Source organism: Ruegeria sp. BE1, assembly GCF_056538885.1.
In genome coordinates, this window is record NZ_JBQFTY010000003.1 from 253,793 (window position 1) to 272,714 (window position 18,922).

The 18,922-nt window shown below is 60.7% G+C and carries 19 protein-coding genes; 10 read left to right on the forward strand and 9 right to left on the reverse strand.

Annotated elements, in window-relative coordinates:
- Positions 1–59 precede the first annotated feature (59 nt).
- Positions 60–593 (forward strand): hypothetical protein, encoded by a 534-nt coding sequence (locus ACR0J5_RS11360; protein WP_480653374.1) that lies wholly within the window; start codon positions 60–62, stop codon positions 591–593.
- Here ACR0J5_RS11360 and pncA read toward each other — a convergent pair.
- Positions 590–1,183 (reverse strand): bifunctional nicotinamidase/pyrazinamidase, encoded by a 594-nt coding sequence (pncA, locus tag ACR0J5_RS11365; protein WP_480653376.1) that lies wholly within the window; start codon positions 1,181–1,183, stop codon positions 590–592. The genes ACR0J5_RS11360 and pncA overlap by 4 nt on opposite strands.
- 93 nt (positions 1,184–1,276) lie before the next feature.
- On the opposite strand from pncA, the gene trhO reads away from it, so the two are divergent.
- A complete protein-coding gene (trhO, locus tag ACR0J5_RS11370; protein ID WP_480653378.1) occupies positions 1,277–2,182 on the forward strand; it encodes an oxygen-dependent tRNA uridine(34) hydroxylase TrhO in 906 nt (301 codons plus the stop codon).
- A gap of 64 nt (positions 2,183–2,246) precedes the next feature.
- Complete coding sequence (locus tag ACR0J5_RS11375) at positions 2,247–2,753, forward strand: potassium channel family protein (protein ID WP_480653379.1); 507 nt, start codon at positions 2,247–2,249, stop codon at positions 2,751–2,753.
- A 7-nt stretch (positions 2,754–2,760) separates the two neighbouring features.
- Here ACR0J5_RS11375 and ACR0J5_RS11380 read toward each other — a convergent pair whose 3' ends face one another.
- On the reverse strand, positions 2,761–3,090 hold the full coding sequence (locus tag ACR0J5_RS11380) for a hypothetical protein (RefSeq protein WP_480653381.1): 330 nt from the start codon (positions 3,088–3,090) through the stop codon (positions 2,761–2,763).
- Between the two features lie 380 nt (positions 3,091–3,470).
- Between ACR0J5_RS11380 and ACR0J5_RS11385 the strand changes: the two genes are divergently transcribed.
- Positions 3,471–5,909, forward strand: a complete 2,439-nt coding sequence (locus tag ACR0J5_RS11385) for a GcvT family protein (RefSeq protein WP_480653383.1) — start codon at positions 3,471–3,473, stop codon at positions 5,907–5,909.
- Positions 5,909–7,252 carry an MmgE/PrpD family protein gene (locus ACR0J5_RS11390; protein ID WP_480653385.1) on the forward strand — a complete coding sequence of 448 codons (1,344 nt, stop codon included), beginning with the start codon at positions 5,909–5,911 and terminating at the stop codon, positions 7,250–7,252. Before ACR0J5_RS11385 ends, ACR0J5_RS11390 begins: the two co-directional genes overlap by 1 nt.
- 37 nt (positions 7,253–7,289) lie before the next feature.
- Here ACR0J5_RS11390 and ACR0J5_RS11395 read toward each other — a convergent pair whose 3' ends face one another.
- Genes ACR0J5_RS11395 through ACR0J5_RS11415 form a run of 5 tightly spaced genes read right to left on the reverse strand, consistent with a single transcriptional unit; the run spans position 7,290 to position 11,983 of the window.
- The gene (locus tag ACR0J5_RS11395; protein WP_480653387.1) at positions 7,290–9,434 is read right to left on the reverse strand and encodes a hypothetical protein; all 2,145 of its coding nucleotides are present in this window, start codon (positions 9,432–9,434) and stop codon (positions 7,290–7,292) included.
- A complete protein-coding gene (gene motA / locus ACR0J5_RS11400; RefSeq protein WP_480653389.1) occupies positions 9,431–10,300 on the reverse strand; it encodes a flagellar motor stator protein MotA in 870 nt (289 codons plus the stop codon). Before motA ends, ACR0J5_RS11395 begins: the two co-directional genes overlap by 4 nt.
- A gap of 37 nt (positions 10,301–10,337) precedes the next feature.
- On the reverse strand, positions 10,338–10,913 hold the full coding sequence (locus tag ACR0J5_RS11405) for a MotE family protein (protein WP_480653391.1): 576 nt from the start codon (positions 10,911–10,913) through the stop codon (positions 10,338–10,340).
- Positions 10,910–11,443 (reverse strand): hypothetical protein, encoded by a 534-nt coding sequence (locus ACR0J5_RS11410; protein ID WP_480653393.1) that lies wholly within the window; start codon positions 11,441–11,443, stop codon positions 10,910–10,912. Before ACR0J5_RS11410 ends, ACR0J5_RS11405 begins: the two co-directional genes overlap by 4 nt.
- Before the next feature lie 9 nt (positions 11,444–11,452).
- Positions 11,453–11,983, reverse strand: a complete 531-nt coding sequence (locus ACR0J5_RS11415) for a flagellar basal body-associated FliL family protein (protein ID WP_480653395.1) — start codon at positions 11,981–11,983, stop codon at positions 11,453–11,455.
- Between the two features lie 86 nt (positions 11,984–12,069).
- On the opposite strand from ACR0J5_RS11415, the gene fliF reads away from it, so the two are divergent.
- Genes fliF through fliP form a run of 4 tightly spaced genes read left to right on the forward strand, consistent with a single transcriptional unit; the run spans position 12,070 to position 15,260 of the window.
- A complete protein-coding gene (gene fliF, locus ACR0J5_RS11420; RefSeq protein WP_480653397.1) occupies positions 12,070–13,659 on the forward strand; it encodes a flagellar basal-body MS-ring/collar protein FliF in 1,590 nt (529 codons plus the stop codon).
- Complete coding sequence (locus ACR0J5_RS11425; protein ID WP_480653399.1) at positions 13,659–14,255, forward strand: FliH/SctL family protein; 597 nt, start codon at positions 13,659–13,661, stop codon at positions 14,253–14,255. Before fliF ends, ACR0J5_RS11425 begins: the two co-directional genes overlap by 1 nt.
- A complete protein-coding gene (locus tag ACR0J5_RS11430) occupies positions 14,248–14,529 on the forward strand; it encodes a FliM/FliN family flagellar motor switch protein (RefSeq protein ID WP_480653402.1) in 282 nt (93 codons plus the stop codon). The genes ACR0J5_RS11425 and ACR0J5_RS11430 overlap by 8 nt, the downstream gene beginning before the upstream one ends.
- Complete coding sequence (gene fliP, locus ACR0J5_RS11435; RefSeq protein ID WP_480653404.1) at positions 14,529–15,260, forward strand: flagellar type III secretion system pore protein FliP; 732 nt, start codon at positions 14,529–14,531, stop codon at positions 15,258–15,260. The genes ACR0J5_RS11430 and fliP overlap by 1 nt, the downstream gene beginning before the upstream one ends.
- Before the next feature lie 4 nt (positions 15,261–15,264).
- Here fliP and ACR0J5_RS11440 read toward each other — a convergent pair whose 3' ends face one another.
- Together ACR0J5_RS11440 and ACR0J5_RS11445 are read right to left on the reverse strand one after the other, a co-directional pair.
- On the reverse strand, positions 15,265–16,716 hold the full coding sequence (locus tag ACR0J5_RS11440) for a sensor histidine kinase (protein WP_480653406.1): 1,452 nt from the start codon (positions 16,714–16,716) through the stop codon (positions 15,265–15,267).
- Complete coding sequence (locus ACR0J5_RS11445; RefSeq protein ID WP_480653408.1) at positions 16,713–17,450, reverse strand: response regulator transcription factor; 738 nt, start codon at positions 17,448–17,450, stop codon at positions 16,713–16,715. The genes ACR0J5_RS11440 and ACR0J5_RS11445 overlap by 4 nt, the downstream gene beginning before the upstream one ends.
- 219 nt (positions 17,451–17,669) lie before the next feature.
- Between ACR0J5_RS11445 and ACR0J5_RS11450 the strand changes: the two genes are divergently transcribed.
- Entirely contained in the window at positions 17,670–18,914 is a 1,245-nt protein-coding gene (locus ACR0J5_RS11450) for an ABC transporter substrate-binding protein (protein WP_480653410.1), read from the forward strand.
- The last annotated feature ends 8 nt before the right edge of the window (positions 18,915–18,922 follow it).

The following is an 18,922-nucleotide window of genomic DNA, read 5'->3' on the forward strand; positions in this document are numbered from 1 at the left end:
GTGATCCTTTCATTTATTAGTGAAAAGGAAGGGACGGAAGAACAAGGTTTAGTCGGTGAATGGGTTTCGAGTACGACTTTGATATTGTAGCGATTGCACCGGATGAAGTGGATCCTGAACATGGCGTGGCCGCCGTGACCGGGAACCGTGCCGTTCGCGCATCCTTTCGCAGTGCCCAAACGGTCGAGGCGCTGCACAGCGCGTCCCCTAAGATTCGGCGTATTTTTGAGGAATCCGGCTTTAGCCTGGAATGCCGGGGCAACGGTTTGCCACATGGCTATTACCTGCCCGAGGACGGCCCCGACCGCGAACGCATTCTGAAGCGTCTGTTCGCCAATATCCGCAATATGGGTGTTCAGGGTGAAAGCTGCGGGGATTTCGATTTTTGGCAGTTTCTGGATGACGTAAAGCGCGCACGTCCGCGACCGGGCATGACGCGCGCCGTACAGGACTGGAAGCCCAAGCCGGAACCGACCGAGGCGCAAAAGCCCAAGCGGCGTTCGATTCAAGGCCGTATAGGCGTGGCACTTGGGCTTGCCGTTTTGGTGATTGTGGTCCTCAGATATCTGGCATCCGAAGGGGCAGCGCCTTAGGCTAGGCGCGCACCGACCGCCCGCATTGCCTGCTCGGCCGCAGCAAGCGATCCGTTCAGATCGATGGCCCGGCAGGCATCCAGCCGCACAGTCACGTCAAACCCAAGCCGGGCGGCATCCACAGCCGAGAAGTGAACACAGAAATCCGTGGCCAATCCGACCATCGTCAGCCGGTCAATGCCGCGCGTTTTCAAATAGCCCTCAAGCCCGGTCGGGGTCGATTGATCGTTTTCGAAAAATGCGGAATAGCTGTCGATCGCAGACCGAAACCCTTTGCGTATGATCAGATCGGCATCGGTGCGAAGATCGGGATGAAACGCAGCCCCTTGCGTACCCTGAACACAGTGATCGGGCCACAAGACCTGCGGGCCATAGGGCATGTCCGTCATATCATAGGGGTTTTTTCCGGCGTGCGAACTGGCGAATGAGGAATGCCCCGCCGGGTGCCAGTCCTGGGTCAGGATCACGGCGTCAAAATCGTCCATCATGGCATTGATCAGGGCCACGATCTGATCCCCTTCGGGCACGGCCAATGCGCCACCGGGGCAGAAATCGTTCTGGACGTCGATTACGATCAGGGCATGGGTCATCGCTGTCTCCTTTTGCTGTATCGGTAAGGGGGTGTGCGGGGGGCGTCAATCCGATCCCTTGCGACTCTGCGCGCGTGGGGCTAGACCGCGCGCATGTATACTATTGCTGCTCTCTATCATTTCACCCGTTTCGCTGATCACGTTGCCCTGCGTGAACCCCTGTTGGACCTCTGCCGCGCGCAATCGGTCAAAGGCACCCTGTTGCTGGCGCAAGAGGGGATCAATGGCACAATCGCAGGCCCGCGCGCCGGGATCGACGCGGTGCTGGCGCATATCAAAGCGCTGCCGGGATGTGCGGATCTGGACTGGAAAGAGGCCACCGCTGACCATCCGCCCTTTGGCAAAATGAAGGTGCGCCTGAAGAAAGAGATCGTCACCATGGGTCAGCCGGATGTCGATCCGCGCGCCCGTGTTGGCAACTATGTTGAACCCGAAGATTGGAACGACTTGATCCGCTCGGACGACGTGGTGGTGATCGACACGCGCAACGATTACGAAGTGGCGATTGGCACGTTTGAGGGCGCAATAGACCCTGAAACCGCCAGTTTCCGCGAATTCCCCGCATGGTGGGAGGATAACAAGGACCGCTTTCACAACAAGCGCGTCGCCATGTTCTGCACGGGCGGTATCCGGTGCGAGAAATCCACCAACTTCCTGCTGGGGCAGGGGGTTGAGGATGTGTATCACCTGAAAGGCGGCATTCTGCGCTATCTCGAAGAAATGCCGGCCGAGGACAGCACCTGGCAGGGTGAGTGTTTCGTGTTCGACAACCGCGTCTCGGTTGGTCACGGGCTGGTCGAAGGGCCGCATAACCTGTGCCACGGCTGCCGTCGCCCCATTCTGCCCGAGGATATGAAACGCCCTGAATATGAACATGGCGTGTGCTGTCACCAGTGTATTGATGAGACCTCTGAGGCGGATAAGGCCCGCTTTCGCGAACGTCAGAAACAGATCGGCCTGGCCCTTCAACGCGGGCAAGAGCATCTGGGCGCGGATTGAATCCGGTTGCGGCGTCCGGCCCAAACCCGGATGATCCAAGGCAATTGAACTGATCGGAGGCGCAATGTCCCGCAAGCCCACAACTCTGGCCGAATGGAAATCGACCCTGCTGGCGGCGGGGGGCATGGTTGTGGCCAGCTTTTTGGCCTGGTTCGGCCTGTCCCGCCTGAGCGAAGCAACCGCAGGCGATACGCTGGGCACGTTTGCGTCCGTCGGGCTGTTGCTGTGGATCGTGTCGCAATCCTGGTTCTACCTGACTCAGGTAAAATCACCACGCCGCCTGCTGTTTTTGATGGGAGTGTCCTTTATTCAGGTCGTCCCCTTCCTGTTCGCGGCCGTTTATGGCGCGTTTGGCTATACTGACAATTGCGTCATTGGTGCACGTGGGCCGGGTGACATCCTGTATTTTTCATATGTCACCTTCACCACAGTTGGATATGGCGACATGTCCCCAACCGGGCTGTGCCGGGGGTTGGCAGTGTCCGAAGCGGTAACAGGCTATATCCTGCTGGGGATGTTCGTGGCCGCAGCAGTATCGCTTTATTCCCATAACCACGAGAACAGACCCTGATCAGGTTCTATTTGTTGTGATCGATCCAGCGCGACATCATCTGCTTGTCGCGAAAACACTCGGCCGGGATCGGACGGCGCTTGCTGCGTGAAATACGCTCGGCAAAGGCCACCTGTTTGCCGGTGGGATAGTTGGCAAAGGGGGACGGGTCGACTGGTTTGTTGGCAGAAATCCAGTTCGACAAAGCCTTGCGGTCGCGCTGCGCTTCAACCGGGATTTCCAGGGCGGACTTCTCGGCGATTGCACGGGCATAGCGCATCTGCCGGTCGGTGACAGGCAGCATGTGATAATCGTTGCTGGGTGCGTCGTACCAGCTTTGACGGGCAGCATTGGTCATAGCTCGAATACCTCCGTTCCACCTTTGACATCCGCCTGGAACAAATATAGAACATTTTAGGAACTTTATCAAGATTTCCGCTGATCCACGCAGTTTTCACCGCGTTTCAAACCAGCCTGTCCCGTCGTTTTCGACCAAATCGGCACGTATTTTCGTGCTTCTTTAACTAATCAAAGAATCGGCGAGTCTTATTTCAATACACAGGCGCTCACGACATCGCGCGCGCGGGTGACAAAGGCGATGTTCCGCCGATGCCGGGCTTGTTTCCGCCGCTTTGATCGCCATTACCGACATTTTGCGTCGGGAACAGAGCATAAGCCGCACCGCTCCTGTGGCTGACTTTCCAACAAGCGCCCAGTTTCCACGCAGGAGGTTCCGCCATGAAAACCCACGCTCAGGCCGTCGTGATCGGAGGAGGGTTGGTCGGATGCTCGATCCTTTACCATCTGGCCAAGCTCGGCTGGACCGATGTGATCCTGCTGGAACGGGATGAGCTGACCTCGGGCTCCACCTGGCATGCGGCGGCCAATATTCACGGGCTGCACGACAATAACAACATCACGCGCATCCAGCACTATACGATGAACCTGTACAAAGAGCTGGAGAAAGAAACCGGGCAGGGCTGCGGCGTGTTCCAGTCCGGCTCACTGTATCTGGCGCAGACCGAAGATCGTGAACACCAGCTGCGCCTGCAAGAGGCCAAGGCGCGGTTCTATGGTCTGAAGTTTTATGAGGTCAGCCGCGCACAGGCGATGGAGCTGCATCCGCTGGCGCAGTTCGATGACGTCAGGTGCATCATGTTCGAACCCGATGGCGGCAATGTGGACCCCTCGGGCGTAACCCATGCCTATGCCGCCGGTGCGCGGGCGATGGGGGCCACGATAGAGCGGTTTTGCCCTGTAATAGGGACTGAACAGCAGCCAGACGGGTCGTGGATCGTGCGCACGGAAAAGGGTGACATCCACACGCAATGGGTGGTGAACGCAGGCGGTCTTTGGGGACGCGAAGTGGCGGCGATGGCCGGGATCGAATTGCCCCTGCAACCGACCGAGCACCAATATTTCGTCACCGAAGCGATTGACGAGGTTGCCGCCCTGGGCCGCCGCCTGCCGTCCATCGCGGATCGGGATGGCGAGTATTACTTTCGGCAGGAAGGCAACGGGTTGCTCATCGGGGCCTATGAGAAAGACATGCGCTTTTGGGCCGAAAACGGCACGCCGCTGGATTTCGCCCATGATCTGTTCCCCGACGATCTGGACCGCATCATGGAGAACGTCATCCGCGCCACGGAACGAGTGCCGGTGGCCGCGACCGCCGGGGTTAAGCGGGTGATCAACGGGCCGATGATCTGGTCGCCGGATTCCAACGCGATCTGGGGGCCTGTGCCCGAGCTTCGGAACTATTTCTGCTGCAACGGAATCATCCCCGGCTTTTCGCAATCCGGCGGGCTTGGGCTGCTGTCGGCGCAATGGATGATCGAGGGTGAGCCGCAATACGACATGTTCGCCTGGGATCTGGCGCGGTTCGGCGATTGGGCCGACAAGTCATTCACCAAGGCGCGGGTCGAGGATGCCTATACCCACCGTTTTGCCATCCATTTCCCGAACGAAGAACGCAGCGCAGGCCGCCCGGCCCGCCTGCGCCCGGCCTATCAGATGCAAAAAGACATGGGCTGCGTCTTTGGCCTGAACTGCGGGTGGGAGCATCCGCTGTGGTTCGCCGACCAGCCCGGCACGGTCGAAACCAACGGCTTCACGCGCCAAAACTGGTGGGAGCCCGTGGGCCGCGAAGTGAAGATGCTGCGAGAGCACGTCGGTGTCATCGATATCTCGAACTTTGCAAATTACGTGATCAAGGGGCCGGGCGCGCAGGCATGGCTGGATCGTCTGGTTGCCAACCGGGTGCCGTCCGAGGTCGGGCGGTCCTGTCTGACCCCGCTGATCTCGGTCCGGGGTGGGGTGGCCGGGGATTTCACCATCACCATGGTGGCCGAGGATGAATACATGATGATCGGCTCGGGCATGGCCGAGCGGTATCATCAGCGCTTTTTCAATATGGTCGATCTGCCCAAGGACACGACGTTCGAGGTCGCGACCAATCGCATTGCAGGCTTTAATGTGGCCGGCCCGAAATCGCGCGACCTGTTGCAACGCCTGACCAATGCAGACCTGTCGAATGAAAGCTTCCGCTTTATGCGATCCCGTACGATCGATGTTGCCGGTGTAACCTGCCTTGCCATCCGCGTCAGCTTTACCGGCGATCTGGGGTGGGAGTTGCACTGCGCCGAAGAAGACCAAATCAGGCTCTACACAGCGCTTTTGGACGCTGCGACCGCACTGAATGGCGGCCCGGTCGGGGGACGGGCTCTCGGGTCGTTGCGCATCGAAAAAGGGTATGGCTCGTGGGGCCGCGAGTATTCTCAGGAATACTGGCCGCAAGAGGTCGGGCTGGCAGGTCTGATCAAGCTGGACAAGGATTTCCTGCACAAGGACGCCTATCTTGCCATCAAGGACAACCCGGCGCGCGAAGTTCTGTCGATCTTCGAAGTCGATGCGGATCAGGCCGATGCCTCGGGTGGTGAACCGATCTTTACACCCGATGGCAAACCCGTCGGGCGCGTGACCTCGGGCGCTTATGGCTATTCGGTCGGTAAATCGCTGACTCTTGGCTATGCCGACCCGAATGTGGCTGGGCCGGGGGATGACGTAGAGATCTTTATCCTCGGCAAACCGCATCGCGCGACAATCCTGCACAAGCCCCCCTTTGATCCCGAAGGCCACCGTTTGCGCGATATCCGTCCTGCGCTAGAGGCGACCTGATGACCGACAGTTTCACACGCGTGGCGGATTTCACCTTGCACCGGTCTGCCGATGATATGCCGGACAGTGCCAAAAAGGCTGCTGCCCTGATGATGCTGGATACGATGGGTATCCTGATCGCCTCTGGCCCGATGGAGGCCGGGGTGATCGCGCGCGACACCGCAGCCTTGCTTTATGCCAGTTCCGACCCGGCCTATAGCGCGCGCATGATGTTCGATGGCCGTTCGGTCAGCATGGCGGGGGCGGCCTATGCGGCGGCCACCCAAACCGACAATCTGGATGGGCATGACGGGTACAACCCGACCAAAGGCCATATCGGTGTTGTGGTTTTGCCCACGTTGGTCGCCCTTGCCGAACATCACCCTGACCTGACGGGGCCGCAGGCTTTGGCGGCGGTTGTGACAGGGTATGAGATCGCGGGTCGGGCCGGGCTGTCTCTTCACGCGTCGGTCAGCGACTACCACACCTCGGGCGCATGGAATGCGCTGGGCGTTGCAGCGATGGCGGCGCGGCTGCGGGGCTTTTCCCCGGATCAATTGCGGCAGGCGATGGGCATTGCCGAATACCACGGCCCCCGCAGCCAGATGATGCGCGAGATTGCCAATCCCACGATGCTGCATGACGGGTCAGGCTGGGGCGCGATGGTTGGCGTTTCGGCCGCCATTCTGGCCGAGCGTGGATTCACCGGAGCGCCCGCCATTACGATCGAGGCTGAAACCGCCGCCCCCCATTGGGGCGATCTGGGCCAGTTCTGGCAGGTGGAACACCAATACGTAAAACCCTATCCGATCTGCCGATGGGCGCATGCGGCGATTGACGCGGTGCGTGCGGTGATGATGGAACATGATCTGTCCATCGACCAGATCCGGCAAATTCGCATCAACAGCTTTCACGAGGCCGCGTGCCTGTTTGCAGGAATGCCTGACACGACCTCGCAAGCGCAATATTCGCTGCCTTTTGCGGTGGCGGTTCAGGCGCTTTACGGGCGGATCGGGGTCGAACATATCTCTGGGCCGGGCCTGTCCGATCCGCGCGTGGCAGAGTTTATCACTCGGATCGAGGTGGCCGAAGTAGACCGCCACACCGCCCGCTTTCCGCGGGGTCGCTGGGCTGATGTCAGCATCACAACCGTGGACGGAACAGTTCTGCAATCGGGGGACATCCACGCCCGAGGCGGCCCCGAAGCGCCATTCACCCAAGATGAGGTGTTCACAAAATTCAACGATTTCGCAGCCCCGATCCTGGGGCAGGCCCGAGCCGATGCGATACGGGATGCCATCCTGAATTGGGAGAGCCCGAAATCCCGGTTTGCCGACCTTTCACCGCTGATTTTTGAACCCTGACGGACGACATGTACCGTATTATACCTTTATTAGAGTCTTATTCATTGACGTCGAGGATTGAGAGCAGCCCCGTAATCCTATCCCGCGTCTCCGCACTCTCCACCAGCAATGTCGCTGCTTCGGCCAATGGCGTCTCGGGCAGCTGAGGGGGCTGGGTCAGCAGGTTTTGCGTGGTGTCAGAGACCTCGCTGAATGTCTCGCCCTCTTGCAGAACGGTGTTCTCGGGCAGATCGGCCAACCAGAACAGGCGGTTGGCCCCATCCCGATTGCCCGCAGCCAGTTGCAGTTCACCCGCCGCAGCGAACTCTCCGGCGGCCTCAAGCGCGGTTGCCCGCAATGTCTCCGCCTCGGGCGACGGGTCATCGCCAAGCTCCAGCATGGCCTGATGCGGTCGCTGCGCCGACAAGGCTGCCTTGGCCCGCAATCGCGCCCGTTCGCCCCGTTTCAAACTGTCCTGAGGTCGCTTGGCCAGAGCCTGCGCTTGCCGCGAAAATCCAAGTCCTGCCAACCGGTGGGCAACAGCGATGGCGGCGTCCAGCGTAAGCTGTTCCACCTGATCCTGAGACAGGATCAACGTGCGGCGCAGAAACGTCGCATCATCCGCACGCTCGGTCAGTATCCAGATCACGCGGTTCAACGGGTCGGCCGCCGCCTCTGTCGGCAGTTCAGTGACAAGGTCCAGCGCCGCGTCGAATTCCTGACCCAGGCTCAGGGCAACTGCTTGCGTCTGCTGCATCTGAAGGCCGATGTCCGAGCGGCGAAATTCGACCGTATAGGATTCCGCAAGGTCCAGTTCCTGCGGTGACACGGCCCCCCGCTCGCGCCAGCGCGTGTCGACCAGTTGTGCCAATGCCAGCGGGGCCTCAAGCGTTGCGTCCGAGGTTTCGATCGCTTCGGTCAGCAAAGCCTCGGCCTTGGGGGCGTCGTCCTCGGCCGTTGCGACCTTTGCCTTGGCCTGAACCGTATCGGCGCTGGTTTGCGTTTCCACACGATCCACAGACCGCAAAACGCGCCGGGCGGCCTCTACCTCTTCACCGTCGACCAGAATGTCCGACAGCATGGGGCCAACATGACGCCGCAAATGCTCGGGCAGGCGTGCAAAAGCTTGCTCTATCGCGACCAGATTGGCATCCGCTTGCAAATGGCCTTCGGTCAGCGTGGCCCACAGGGATGCGTCGCTGTCACAGCGTTGCAGGCCCGTGAATGGATTGGACTCACTTAATGGGCCACTATCCAGAACGCGGGCGATTGCAGCAATTCGCTCGGTCTCGGGGGTGCGCTGACCCAACAGGTCCAGCGCTTTGACCGCCTCGGCCCCGAACCCGGAATGAGCGTAAAGCTTGGCCAATCGCAGGGCGGCGTCTTCGTCGATGACGTCAAATTCCTGGTAGAGCCCTGCGCGCAAATGTGCGGCCTGTTCCGCAAAGGCAAGGTCGCCCGACCAGTCCTCAAAACCCAGTTCGGCGGTAGACACACAGGGGGGGCGGCGTTCCAGTTGCGGTACATCCGGCCCCAACAGCCCGTTCAGATCGTCCAGGATCGAGGTGACCTGAACATTCAGCTCAACATCAGGCGGTATGAACAGGCTCTGGTTCCCGGTCGAGGCGCGCGGGCCGACTTGCGCGATATTCAGATCAACGATCCCGCGGTCGGCCCCTTGCAGCAGGCGTGAGGACAATTGGTTTTCAAACCCGTGCGCGTTCAGGTTCAGCAAGGGCAATTCCAGAGCGGCAATTTCCTGATCCGGCTTTGGCCTCTCATCCTGTTGTGGCGCTTTGGGAAGGGTCAGGCCGGGAATATCGCTGGTGATCGGCGGTAAGAAAGTGCCCGGAGCAATGTCGACCACGATCATCGTGTTCTTGAACAAAAAGGCCGAGGCGACACATTCGCAGCCAAACTCCATCTCAAGCGCGGCACCGGGTTCCGTTTGTGAGACACTGGCCAATCGGTCCTCGGTCAGGCGTTGAAAGACGGCCCCGGTCCGGAACGTCGCATCCTCAAGCGCGATGTTCAGACGGGCGCCGTTTTTGGTCTGTTTCAGAACCCAATCTGTGTCGCGTGGGACCTGAACAACCAGTCGCGTATAGCCGTCATGTTCGCCCGAACGCACGGTCAGATCCTGTGCCGCCGCGCCAGTGGCTGCCACCATCAGCGCAGCCGAGAGACATGCAAACCGGGTCATGCCGCCGCCTGTTTGAGTTCTTTCAGCGCCTCTTCCAGCTCGGTAAAGCCGGGGCGATTGTGCGTTGGGGTATTCTGACGTCCGACCTCGATACACAAGGCGGCGTTGTGGTTGTGCAGATTGGCAACCAGCACCTCTTTGATCAGCTGGTAGAAATGGTTGTCTTCTTCCACCACGGCCTTCAATTTGCCTGCGAACGGGCCGACAAGACCATAGGCCAGGAACACGCCCAAAAACGTCCCCACCAGCGCGCCACCGATCAGCTTGCCCAACACCTCAGGCGGTTGGTCGATTGAGCCCATCGTTTTGATCACACCCAGAACAGCGGCCACGATGCCCAGGGCGGGCAGGCCATCGGCAACGGTTTGCAGCGCGTGGCTGGAATGCATGGCGTGGTGGAAATTGGCCTCCATCCGCTTTTCCAGCACCTCTTCGACCTGATGCGGGTCGTCATAGTTCATTGAGGCGGAACGCATCGTGTCACAGATCAGGTCCACAGCTTCTTTGTCGGCTTGAATCCTGGGGTAGGCCGAAAACAGGGCAGAGCCCTCGGGGTCTTCGATATGCTGTTCAACCTCAACCGGGTTGGCCTTGGCGATGCGGATCAGTGAAAACAGCAGGCACAGCAGGTCGCGGTAATCCTCGGGCTTCCATTTCGGGCCTTTGAACACTTTGCCCATGTCTTTGAGTGTGTGTTTGACCGCGCTCATGTCGTTGCTGATCATAAAGGCCCCAACGGCGGCACCGCCGATCATCATCATCTCAAACGGAAGGGATTTCATGATGATGGTCATCTTGCCGCCGGCAGCCAGATAGCCGCCGAACACCATGGCGAAAATGACGACAATTCCGAGTATTCCGATCATGGGAGGTCTCCAGCAAAGTCCTGTGCGGGGTTAAATCTTATTCCTGCGGTGCCGCAGCGTTGCGGCCCGCCATTATGACACTGATGGTATAGGCGGCCTCGGGGCTCAGCCCCGCCAGAACGCCCGCCGCTGCGTCAGGGGGCATGCGCGACAGGAAACCAGCGGCAAAGCTGGGATCCATTGTTTCAAACAACGCTGCCGCGTCCTTGGGTTTCATGCTTTGGTAGACATCCGTCAGGCGCGTCAGGTCCGTCTCGGCCGCCTTTTCGGCAAGGGCGAGCGTGGAGCGCAGTGCTTCTTCGGCCTCTTGCAGGGCAACCAGGCGGGTTTCGATCGCCTGTTCTGCGATAGACAGCGCCTTTTCTTTGTCCAATGCCGCAGCCTCGCGCTGTTTCAGCGCCTCTTCCCGGCGCAGCAACTCGGTCAGCAGAACCTGAGCGCCGGGCAAGTCCGATTGCGTTTGCTGGGGTTTGGGGGCGTCAGACTCTTCGGTTTTGGCCAGTGCAGGGCCCGCCTCCAGCCCCAGACGAATCGCGGCGGACCCGATCATCAGCATCGAAATGACCGCCAGCACGCCGCCCCTTGGACGTTTATCGCGTTGCCTGCGTGTCATGTCGCGACCTCGGGCTGGGCACGTTTGTGACGGAAGAACATCACGCCGCCGGGTTTCTTTGCCGGAGGTTCAGCGGGTGTCTCTTTTTCCGGTTCGACTGAGTCGTTTGTATCGTCTGCGTCGTCCGCTGCTGTGACGGTGTTGTCCTCAGCCGCGGTGACTTCAACCGACTCAGTCTCGGCTTCAGTCGAAACTTCGGTCTTAGATGCCTGTTCCTGCTGCGGCTCAGGTGTGCTTTGTTGCTGCGCTTCAAGGTCGTGCATCGACGCCATCATCAGCTCAAGCCGCTGCGCAACCGATTCGGCGCGTTGGGTCAGCTCTTTCAGAACTGCGCCCGACTGGTCCGAGGCATCCCGCGCCGAATCCAGGGATTTCTTCAATTCATCCGCCTGGCTGGACAGCACCGCCACTGCGCCGCCAACGCCTTTTTCCAGATCGGTAAAGCGTTTAAGGCGCCGGGACAGCACGAAACAATAAAGACCCGCACCCAGCGCGCCCGCGACCAGCAAAATATCTGCAATAAGCTCCAATTTCGCCTCCTAGTTCATTACAAATTCCATCACGAGGACATCGCGCACGCGCCCCTCGCCGACGACAATTTCGATGCGCCGCAGCAGGTGGCCGCGAATGCGCATCAGGGCCAGCGAATCCTCAAGATCCGACACTTCGACCGCCCGCAGATACCCGTTCAGGATGTCCATGATTCGCGGCTTCATCTTTTCGACATCGGCGGCGTATTCGCTGTTCACCTCAAGCTGAGCGTGAAATTTCAGATGTCGCGAATCGCCCGTGTTGACCGACACGATCACCGGCGGCAGATCGATAAAACCAACCTGCGGCAACGCCTTGACGTCCTTGCCTTTGTCTTCTGTCTTGACCTCTTCGCCCGTGGCCTTGCCGCCAATGGGCAGCATGCCGGACGTGGTTGCGAAATACCCGCCACCAGCCCCGGCCAGGGCCAGAATCACCCCGATGATCAATCCCTTTTTCCCAGACTTTTCCGGGCTTTCTGCCTGTTCCGCCGTTGCGTCAGTCATGACGTCCTCATCCATCCGTTCTGCAATCGTCATAACCCGGCAGGGACTAACCGATTGTTAAGGGCAATCGTTCAAACAAGGGATGCGCCGGGCAGAATGTCGGCGAGTCGGAGGTGAGCGTGCAGCAGATCGGAACTGTCTGGGCAAGTTTGGACAGGCGTAAACAAATCATCGTAGCCGGTGCAGTTGTGCTGGTATTTTTTGGGGTTCTGGCGATGTCGCGTCTGGTGACGGCGCCGTCGATGACCTTGCTATATGCCGGGCTGGAAAGTGGCGCGGCGGGGGATATCGTCCGGTCGCTGGAACAACGCGGCGTTCCCTATGAGATCAGGGGCGGCTCAATCTACGTGCCGGGCGCGCAGCGGGATGAGCTGCGCATGACCCTGGCCAGCGAGGGCCTGCCAGCGAACGGCAATCAGGGGTATGAGCTGCTGGATTCGCTCAGCGGTTTCGGCACCACCTCGCAGATGTTCGACGCCGCCTATTGGCGCGCGAAAGAAGGTGAACTGGCCCGCACCATCGTCGGCAGCCCGCATGTCAGTCAGGCGCGGGTGCATATTGCCAATGGATCGACCAACCCGTTTCAGCGCAGCGTCGCGCCGACGGCCTCGGTCTATCTGGTGCCGTCGGGAGGGCAGATCACTGCGGAACAGGCCAAGGCGATCCGCTTCTTGGTGTCTTCTGCCGTCAGCGGTCTGGCACCGGAGAATGTGACGGTCGTTGATTCGAACGGCGCCGTGATCGGCGCGCAAGAGACGGCCGTGGCCGCAGATACCGCCGATGACAAGGCGCGCCAACTGCGCGAGCGCGTGATGCGTCTGGTTGAGGCGCGGGTTGGGACCGGCAACGCGGTGGTCGAAGTCAGCGTGGATACGGTGACCAAGACCGAATCCATCCGCGAACGCCGCTTTGATCCCAATGGCCGCGTCGCGATCAGCACCGATATTGAAGAGCGGTCTGACAGTGCCCGCAACCAGTCGGCGGATGTCACCGTGGCTTCGAACCTGCCCGATGGTGATGGGGCCGGAGGGGACGAATCGAACTCGAACGCGACGCAAACACGCGAGCGGGTGAATTATGAGGTCTCGGAAACCGAGCTTGAGGTTCACAATGCCCCGGGTGCGATCAAACGCCTGACCGTGGCGGTTCTGGTCAACGGCACCACCGTAGTGGACGCGAATGGCGTGGAAGTCTTTGAGCCCATGCCCGAGGGGGAGATGCAGGCGCTTCGCGAGCTGGTCGCCTCGGCCGTTGGGTTTGATGAGGCGCGTGGGGATGTCATTACCCTGAAATCTCTGGACCTGCCGATGGTTGAACCGCAAGGCACGCTGGCTGCGTCCTCGATCTGGCAAAAAGTGCATTTCGACGCGATGTCGCTGATCCAGATGGCGGTCTTGGCGATTGTGTCTCTGATTTTGGGTCTGTTCGTGATCCGACCCATCCTGACGAAGCCCGCGATGGCACCTGCGTTGTTGCCTGCAGGGGCCGCGCCCGAGCCAGACACAGTTCTGACCGGCGAAATCGCCACGGATGAGAACGGTCAATTCACCCCGCTTCCCGGGCAGGCTGCGGGCGGTGACGTTCCGGCGCTGGCCGCACAGCAAGGCGCTGATCCGGTCGACCGGCTGCGCGCGATGATTGGCGACAAGCAGGAAGAAACCGTGGAAATTCTGCGCAGCTGGCTTGAAGAAAGCGAGGAGCGTGTCTGATGTCGATTGCTCATCTTCTTGAGGATTTCACGCTGCAGGCCGGAGGCGGTCAGTTGCATCTGCTGGATGAGGACGCGTTGGAGGAACAACGCCTCGCCTCGTTCGAACAGGGCTACAGCGCCGGGTGGGAGGACGCGGTACAAGCGCAGGAGCAAAGCCGGGGGCAGGTCTCGGCCGAGCTGGCCAAATCGCTTGAGGACATGTCCTTTACTTATCATGAGGCCACCACGCGCATGACCCTGTCGCTGGAGCCGATGTTCCAGAGCCTTGTGGATGCGGTCCTGCCCGAAACGCTGGATCGTGGCTTTGCGGCCCGATTGGTCGAGCAGCTGACCGATATGGCCCGCGATCAGATCGGCCAGCCGATGCAAATCTTTGTCCCCCAGGGGCGCGTGGCTGAGGTTGAGGCGTTGCTGCCACCCGAGATGACGACGCCCACCCGAGTGATCGAGGACCCCGCGCTGGAGCCCGGGCAGGCAAGGCTGCAGGTGGGCACATCCCAGCGCGAGGTGGATTGCAGCGGCCTGCTCGCCTCGGTCGCCGGGGCATTCGACGCATATGTATTTGAGGCAAAAGAGGCAGTGACCCATGAGTGATGCTCAGAAACCCGAAAAAGCCAACCCGTTCGAAGCTGTCCCGATTGAGGTCACCGTCTCGGTCGGGCGTGCGCGCCCCTTGATCCGGGACTTGCTGAATATGGGCGAAAACGCCGTTTTGACGTTGGACAAGCGGATCGAGGACCCGGTTGACCTCTATGTCGGGGACCAGTTGGTCGCGCGTGGTCTGCTTGAGGAGATGGAGGGCGATCAAGCGGGTCAGCTTGCGGTGCGCCTGACCGAGATCGCGGATTTGCAGAACGGGATCGGTTGATGCGCGGTCTGCTTTGGCTGGTGGTCGCGCTGGCGACGCTGTCCCCATCTCTGGCTGCGGCGCAGGACGTGTCGCTGTCGCTGGGTGAGGGCGGATCCATCTCGGCGCGCACGATCCAGCTGATCCTGTTGATCACCGTCCTCAGCCTTGCACCGGGGCTGGCGATCATGATCACCTGTTTCCCGTTTCTGATTACCGTTCTGGCCATTTTGCGCCAAGGCATCGGGTTGCAGCAATCTCCGCCCAATATGCTGATCGTCAGTCTGGCGATGTTCCTGACCTATTTCATCATGGAACCGGTCTTTACCGAGGCTTGGATCACCGGCATCAAACCCATGGTCGATGAAACGATGGAGGTGGAACCCGCGCTTGAGATCGCCCTGCAACCGTTTCGCGCCTTTATGGCCGCGCGGCTGGACCCGGACACGTTTCACTCGATGGCGGCGCTGCGCCCCGGCGGTGACGCGATTGATTTGACGCCTGAGGCCCCGCTGTCGATCCTGATGCCATCTTTCATGCTGTCCGAGATCGCGCGCGCGTTTCAGATCGGTTTTCTGATCTTTCTGCCGTTCCTGATCATCGATCTGGTGGTGGCGGCGGTTCTCATGTCGATGGGGATGATGATGGTCCCTCCGGCAACGGTTTCGCTGCCGTTCAAGCTGGCGTTTTTTGTCATCGCAGACGGATGGTCGCTGATCGCGGGCGCCTTGGTGCGCAGCTATATGAATTGACGCGCTATTGCCGGGTGATCTGCAACCGCGCGCGCAGGCCCTGATCCCCGGCCTCAAAGCTTAACGTGCCGCCATGTTGTTCGGCGATTGTGGCGACGATGGTCAGGCCCAGCCCGAACCCGTCGGACGACCCGGTGTTTGACCCGCGCCGGAACGGGGCCATGAGGTCTTCGATATCCGAAACGGACAGATCGGTGCCTTTATCCTCGACGGTGATGGTAGCCGTGCGGGCATCGGTTTCCAGCTGAACCTCGGCGCGGCGGCCATATTTCAGCGCGTTGTCGATCAGGTTGGTCAGCGCGCGTTTCAGCGCGATGGGCCGCCCCGTCACCAGCATGCGCCGCGTTTCGGGCAAGGACCCGTGCCCGCGCCGCGACATGAAGACCGAGGGCGCGCCTTCGACCGCGACCGGTGCGATTTTCCGCAGACTCACCGGCAGGTCCATATCCTGATAGTCGGCCACGAGGGACTCGACCAAAGCCGTCAGTGAAATCTGGCGCGGCTCTTCAACGCTCAGCTCGGATCGCGTGTAGGTCAGCACGCTTTCGATCATGCCAGTCATCTGATCCACGTCGGCCTCAAGCTTTTCGCGAAGATCATCATCCGGGATAAGCGCGGCGCGCAGACGGACACGCGTAGCCGGGGTGCCCAGATCGTGGCTGACACCGGACAGGACAGTGGCGCGTTTCTCCAGCTGCATACGCTCGGCATCCAGATGATCGTTCACGGCCGAGACGATCTCGCGCAGTTCGGCGGGGCCGCCGGCCTCATAGCTGTTTGGCCCGCCCCGGCGCTTGCGGTCCCGCAGCGCGCCCGAAAACCGGGTGAAACTGTCCGAGACATTGCCGATCGAGGTCAGGATGACCGCCAGCGCCACAATCGCCACCAGAATGGCGGGCAGGCGCAGATCGGCGGGGGCGGCCTTACAGCCCCAGACCTCGGTCCCGTCCACGTACTGCCAATCGTTACGCCCGAATTGCGCGATCAGGATCGGTTCGCTGCAATAGGTGGCCAGCAGGCGGGTCAGGTTACCCATCTTCTCAGCCGCAGTCTGATCGGCGCGCGACAGGATATCCGAGACCGGATAGATCAGCCGGTCGGACATCACGGCCAGCGTCAGCTCACGACCGGCCAGAGGGGCGGAATTGTCGGTGCGGATCGACAGGTTGGTGACAAAGCTGCGGTCTGACAGGCCGGGCAATTGTTCAAACTGTCCGGCATTGGCCAGCTGCGCCATTTCTGGCGACAGCGGGCGCACCGACACACCCGGCGGCGGTGCCAGGCCAACGCGCAGCTCTTCGTAGACCGAAAACCCGGCCACATAGGCGCGGGTCAGGAACTCATCCCAGGCCCGCGCCGAGGAAAACCACATCCCGGCCGACAACAGCCCCGCAGCAAAGGCCGCGACGGTCCAGATCCAGCCCAGGCTGCGCAAGCGCGGCGCGCGCGCTGTCATGCGTCCTCGTCCACCGCAACCTCGGCGGCAAAGATATAGCCTACGCCCCGTTCGGTGCGCAGCATTTGCGGGTCTTTCGGATTGGCCTCGATCTTGGAGCGCAACCGTCCGACCAGCATGTCGATGGCGCGCCCCTGCGCCTCGGGCTTGTCGGCGCTGCCGGTGACATCCAGCGCGGCGGCGATCTCATCGCGGGTCAGAGGAATATGGGGATTGGCCAGTAAAACCTTGAGCAGCGCGGTTTCCCGCTGCGACAGGGGCACCAGATAGCCCTCGGGCGAGTGTACCTCATCCCGCTTGCCATCATAGGTCCAGCCGTTGAACTGAAACCGACGCGTGCGGCGGCGATAGGCCAGCGACGGTGTCCGGCGCGCGCGCTGCATCACCGCGCGGACCCGCGCCAGCAGCAGCTGCGGGTTGAACGGTTTGGCTATATAGTCATCGGCGCCGACCTCATAGCCTGCCATGCGCTGATGATCGGCTGACAGGGCCGAAACCAGAATGATCGGCACATCCTGTTCGGCGCGCAGGCGGGCGCAAATCTCAACTCCGTTTTCGTCACCCAGCATCACATCCAGCAGGATCAGGTCGATGCGGCCCGCATTCAGGTGCCCCCGAATTTCGGATTCGGAACTGCCGGGCAGGGCGATGAAGCCGTTCTGTTGCAGGAACTGAGTCATCATCGACCGCATCTCGGGGTCGTCATCTACCACCAATAGGCGCGGAATGCTCACGCGGTTGATCCTCCCAAACTTTGCTCCTCTGGCATCATCCATTGTAACGAACGGAAACAGATTCAATGTCAACGTAACACGCTGTAACAGATGTGACGAAAATCTGGGCGGCGGTGGGCATTTACCCCGTATTTCGCGTTGCCAGATGGCAATCCGGACGCAGTATGTCGGGCATCGCTGCGTTTGCAGTCACAAAGTTCTCTAGGGAGGAGACACATCATGAAGCGTTTTGCATGCGCCACCGTTTCGACGCTGGCCGTCATGGCCGGGTCGTCGGTTCTGGCCGGGCCAGAGGCCGAAGTTCTGCATTGGTGGACCTCGGGTGGTGAGGCCAAATCGGTCGCCGTTCTGCAGGAAGAGTTCGCCGCCAATGGGGGCAGCTGGACCGACATGCCGGTTGCCGGCGGTGGCGGTGACGCGGCGATGACCGCGCTGCGCGCTCGCGTTCTGTCGGGCAACGCCCCGACCGCCGTTCAGTTGAAAGGCCCCGCCATTCAGGAATGGTACGAAGAAGGCGTGCTGGCCGACATCTCATCGGTGGCTGAGGCCGAAGGCTGGGCAGATGTTCTGCCCGCCTCGATCGCGGGCCACATGAAGTGCGAGGGCGCATGGTGCGCCGCGCCGGTGAACGTGCACCGCGTTGACTGGATCTGGGCAAATGCCGATGTTCTAGCCGCCAACGGTATCGAAATGCCGACCACCTGGGACGAGTTCAACGCCGCTGCGACCAAGCTGATGGATGCAGGCGTCATCCCGCTGGCCCATGGCGGTCAGGCATGGCAGGACGCCACCGTGTTTGAAACCGTGGTTCTGGGCATTGGCGGGCCGGAGTTCTTCCAAAAGGCGCTGGTCGATCTGGACCCCGAGGCACTGACCTCGGACACGATGGTGCAGGTGTTCGACCAGATGCGCCTGATGCGTGGTTACGTGGACGAAAACTTCTCGGGCCGCGACTGGAACCTGGCAACTGCCATGGTGATGAATGGCGAGGCCGCGTTCCAGATCATGGGCGACTGGGCCAAGGGTGAGTTTCTGGCGGCGGGCAAAAAGCCCGGCGAGGATTTCCTGTGCGCCTCGACCCCCGGTGACGGCTACCTGTACAATGTCGACAGCTTTGCCATGTTCGACGTGGACGGCGACGAAAAGAAAGCCGGTCAGGACCTGCTGGCCAAGCTGATCGTTGCGCCGAACTTCCAGAAAGTGTTCAACCTGAACAAGGGCTCGATCCCTGCGCGTACCGACGTGGCGCTGGATGACTTTGACATCTGCGCCAACCTCTCGGCCGAAGATATGGGCTCGACCTCGGCCAGCGGGTCGCTGCTGCCGTCCTATGCGCATGGTATGGCACTGCGCGGGTCGCAGTCTGGTGCGATCACCGATGTTGTGACCGCGCATTTCAACTCGGACATGTCCTCGGCTGACGCGGTTCAGCAATTGGCGGACGCGGTGGCAAACAGCTACTGATCCGAATC

Bases quoted from the DNA above. Each gene is read 5' to 3' on its own strand.
- ACR0J5_RS11360 (WP_480653374.1), top strand. From the start codon at position 60: ATGGGTTTCGAGTACGACTTTGATATTGTAGCGATTGCACCGGATGAA.
- pncA (WP_480653376.1), bottom strand. From the start codon at position 1,183: ATGACCCATGCCCTGATCGTAATCGACGTCCAGAACGATTTCTGCCCC.
- trhO (WP_480653378.1), top strand. From the start codon at position 1,277: ATGTATACTATTGCTGCTCTCTATCATTTCACCCGTTTCGCTGATCAC.
- ACR0J5_RS11375 (WP_480653379.1), top strand. From the start codon at position 2,247: ATGTCCCGCAAGCCCACAACTCTGGCCGAATGGAAATCGACCCTGCTG.
- ACR0J5_RS11380 (WP_480653381.1), bottom strand. From the start codon at position 3,090: ATGACCAATGCTGCCCGTCAAAGCTGGTACGACGCACCCAGCAACGAT.
- ACR0J5_RS11385 (WP_480653383.1), top strand. From the start codon at position 3,471: ATGAAAACCCACGCTCAGGCCGTCGTGATCGGAGGAGGGTTGGTCGGA.
- ACR0J5_RS11390 (WP_480653385.1), top strand. From the start codon at position 5,909: ATGACCGACAGTTTCACACGCGTGGCGGATTTCACCTTGCACCGGTCT.
- ACR0J5_RS11395 (WP_480653387.1), bottom strand. From the start codon at position 9,434: ATGACCCGGTTTGCATGTCTCTCGGCTGCGCTGATGGTGGCAGCCACT.
- motA (WP_480653389.1), bottom strand. From the start codon at position 10,300: ATGATCGGAATACTCGGAATTGTCGTCATTTTCGCCATGGTGTTCGGC.
- ACR0J5_RS11405 (WP_480653391.1), bottom strand. From the start codon at position 10,913: ATGACACGCAGGCAACGCGATAAACGTCCAAGGGGCGGCGTGCTGGCG.
- ACR0J5_RS11415 (WP_480653395.1), bottom strand. From the start codon at position 11,983: ATGACGATTGCAGAACGGATGGATGAGGACGTCATGACTGACGCAACG.
- ACR0J5_RS11425 (WP_480653399.1), top strand. From the start codon at position 13,659: ATGTCGATTGCTCATCTTCTTGAGGATTTCACGCTGCAGGCCGGAGGC.
- ACR0J5_RS11430 (WP_480653402.1), top strand. From the start codon at position 14,248: ATGAGTGATGCTCAGAAACCCGAAAAAGCCAACCCGTTCGAAGCTGTC.
- fliP (WP_480653404.1), top strand. From the start codon at position 14,529: ATGCGCGGTCTGCTTTGGCTGGTGGTCGCGCTGGCGACGCTGTCCCCA.
- ACR0J5_RS11440 (WP_480653406.1), bottom strand. From the start codon at position 16,716: ATGACAGCGCGCGCGCCGCGCTTGCGCAGCCTGGGCTGGATCTGGACC.
- ACR0J5_RS11450 (WP_480653410.1), top strand. From the start codon at position 17,670: ATGAAGCGTTTTGCATGCGCCACCGTTTCGACGCTGGCCGTCATGGCC.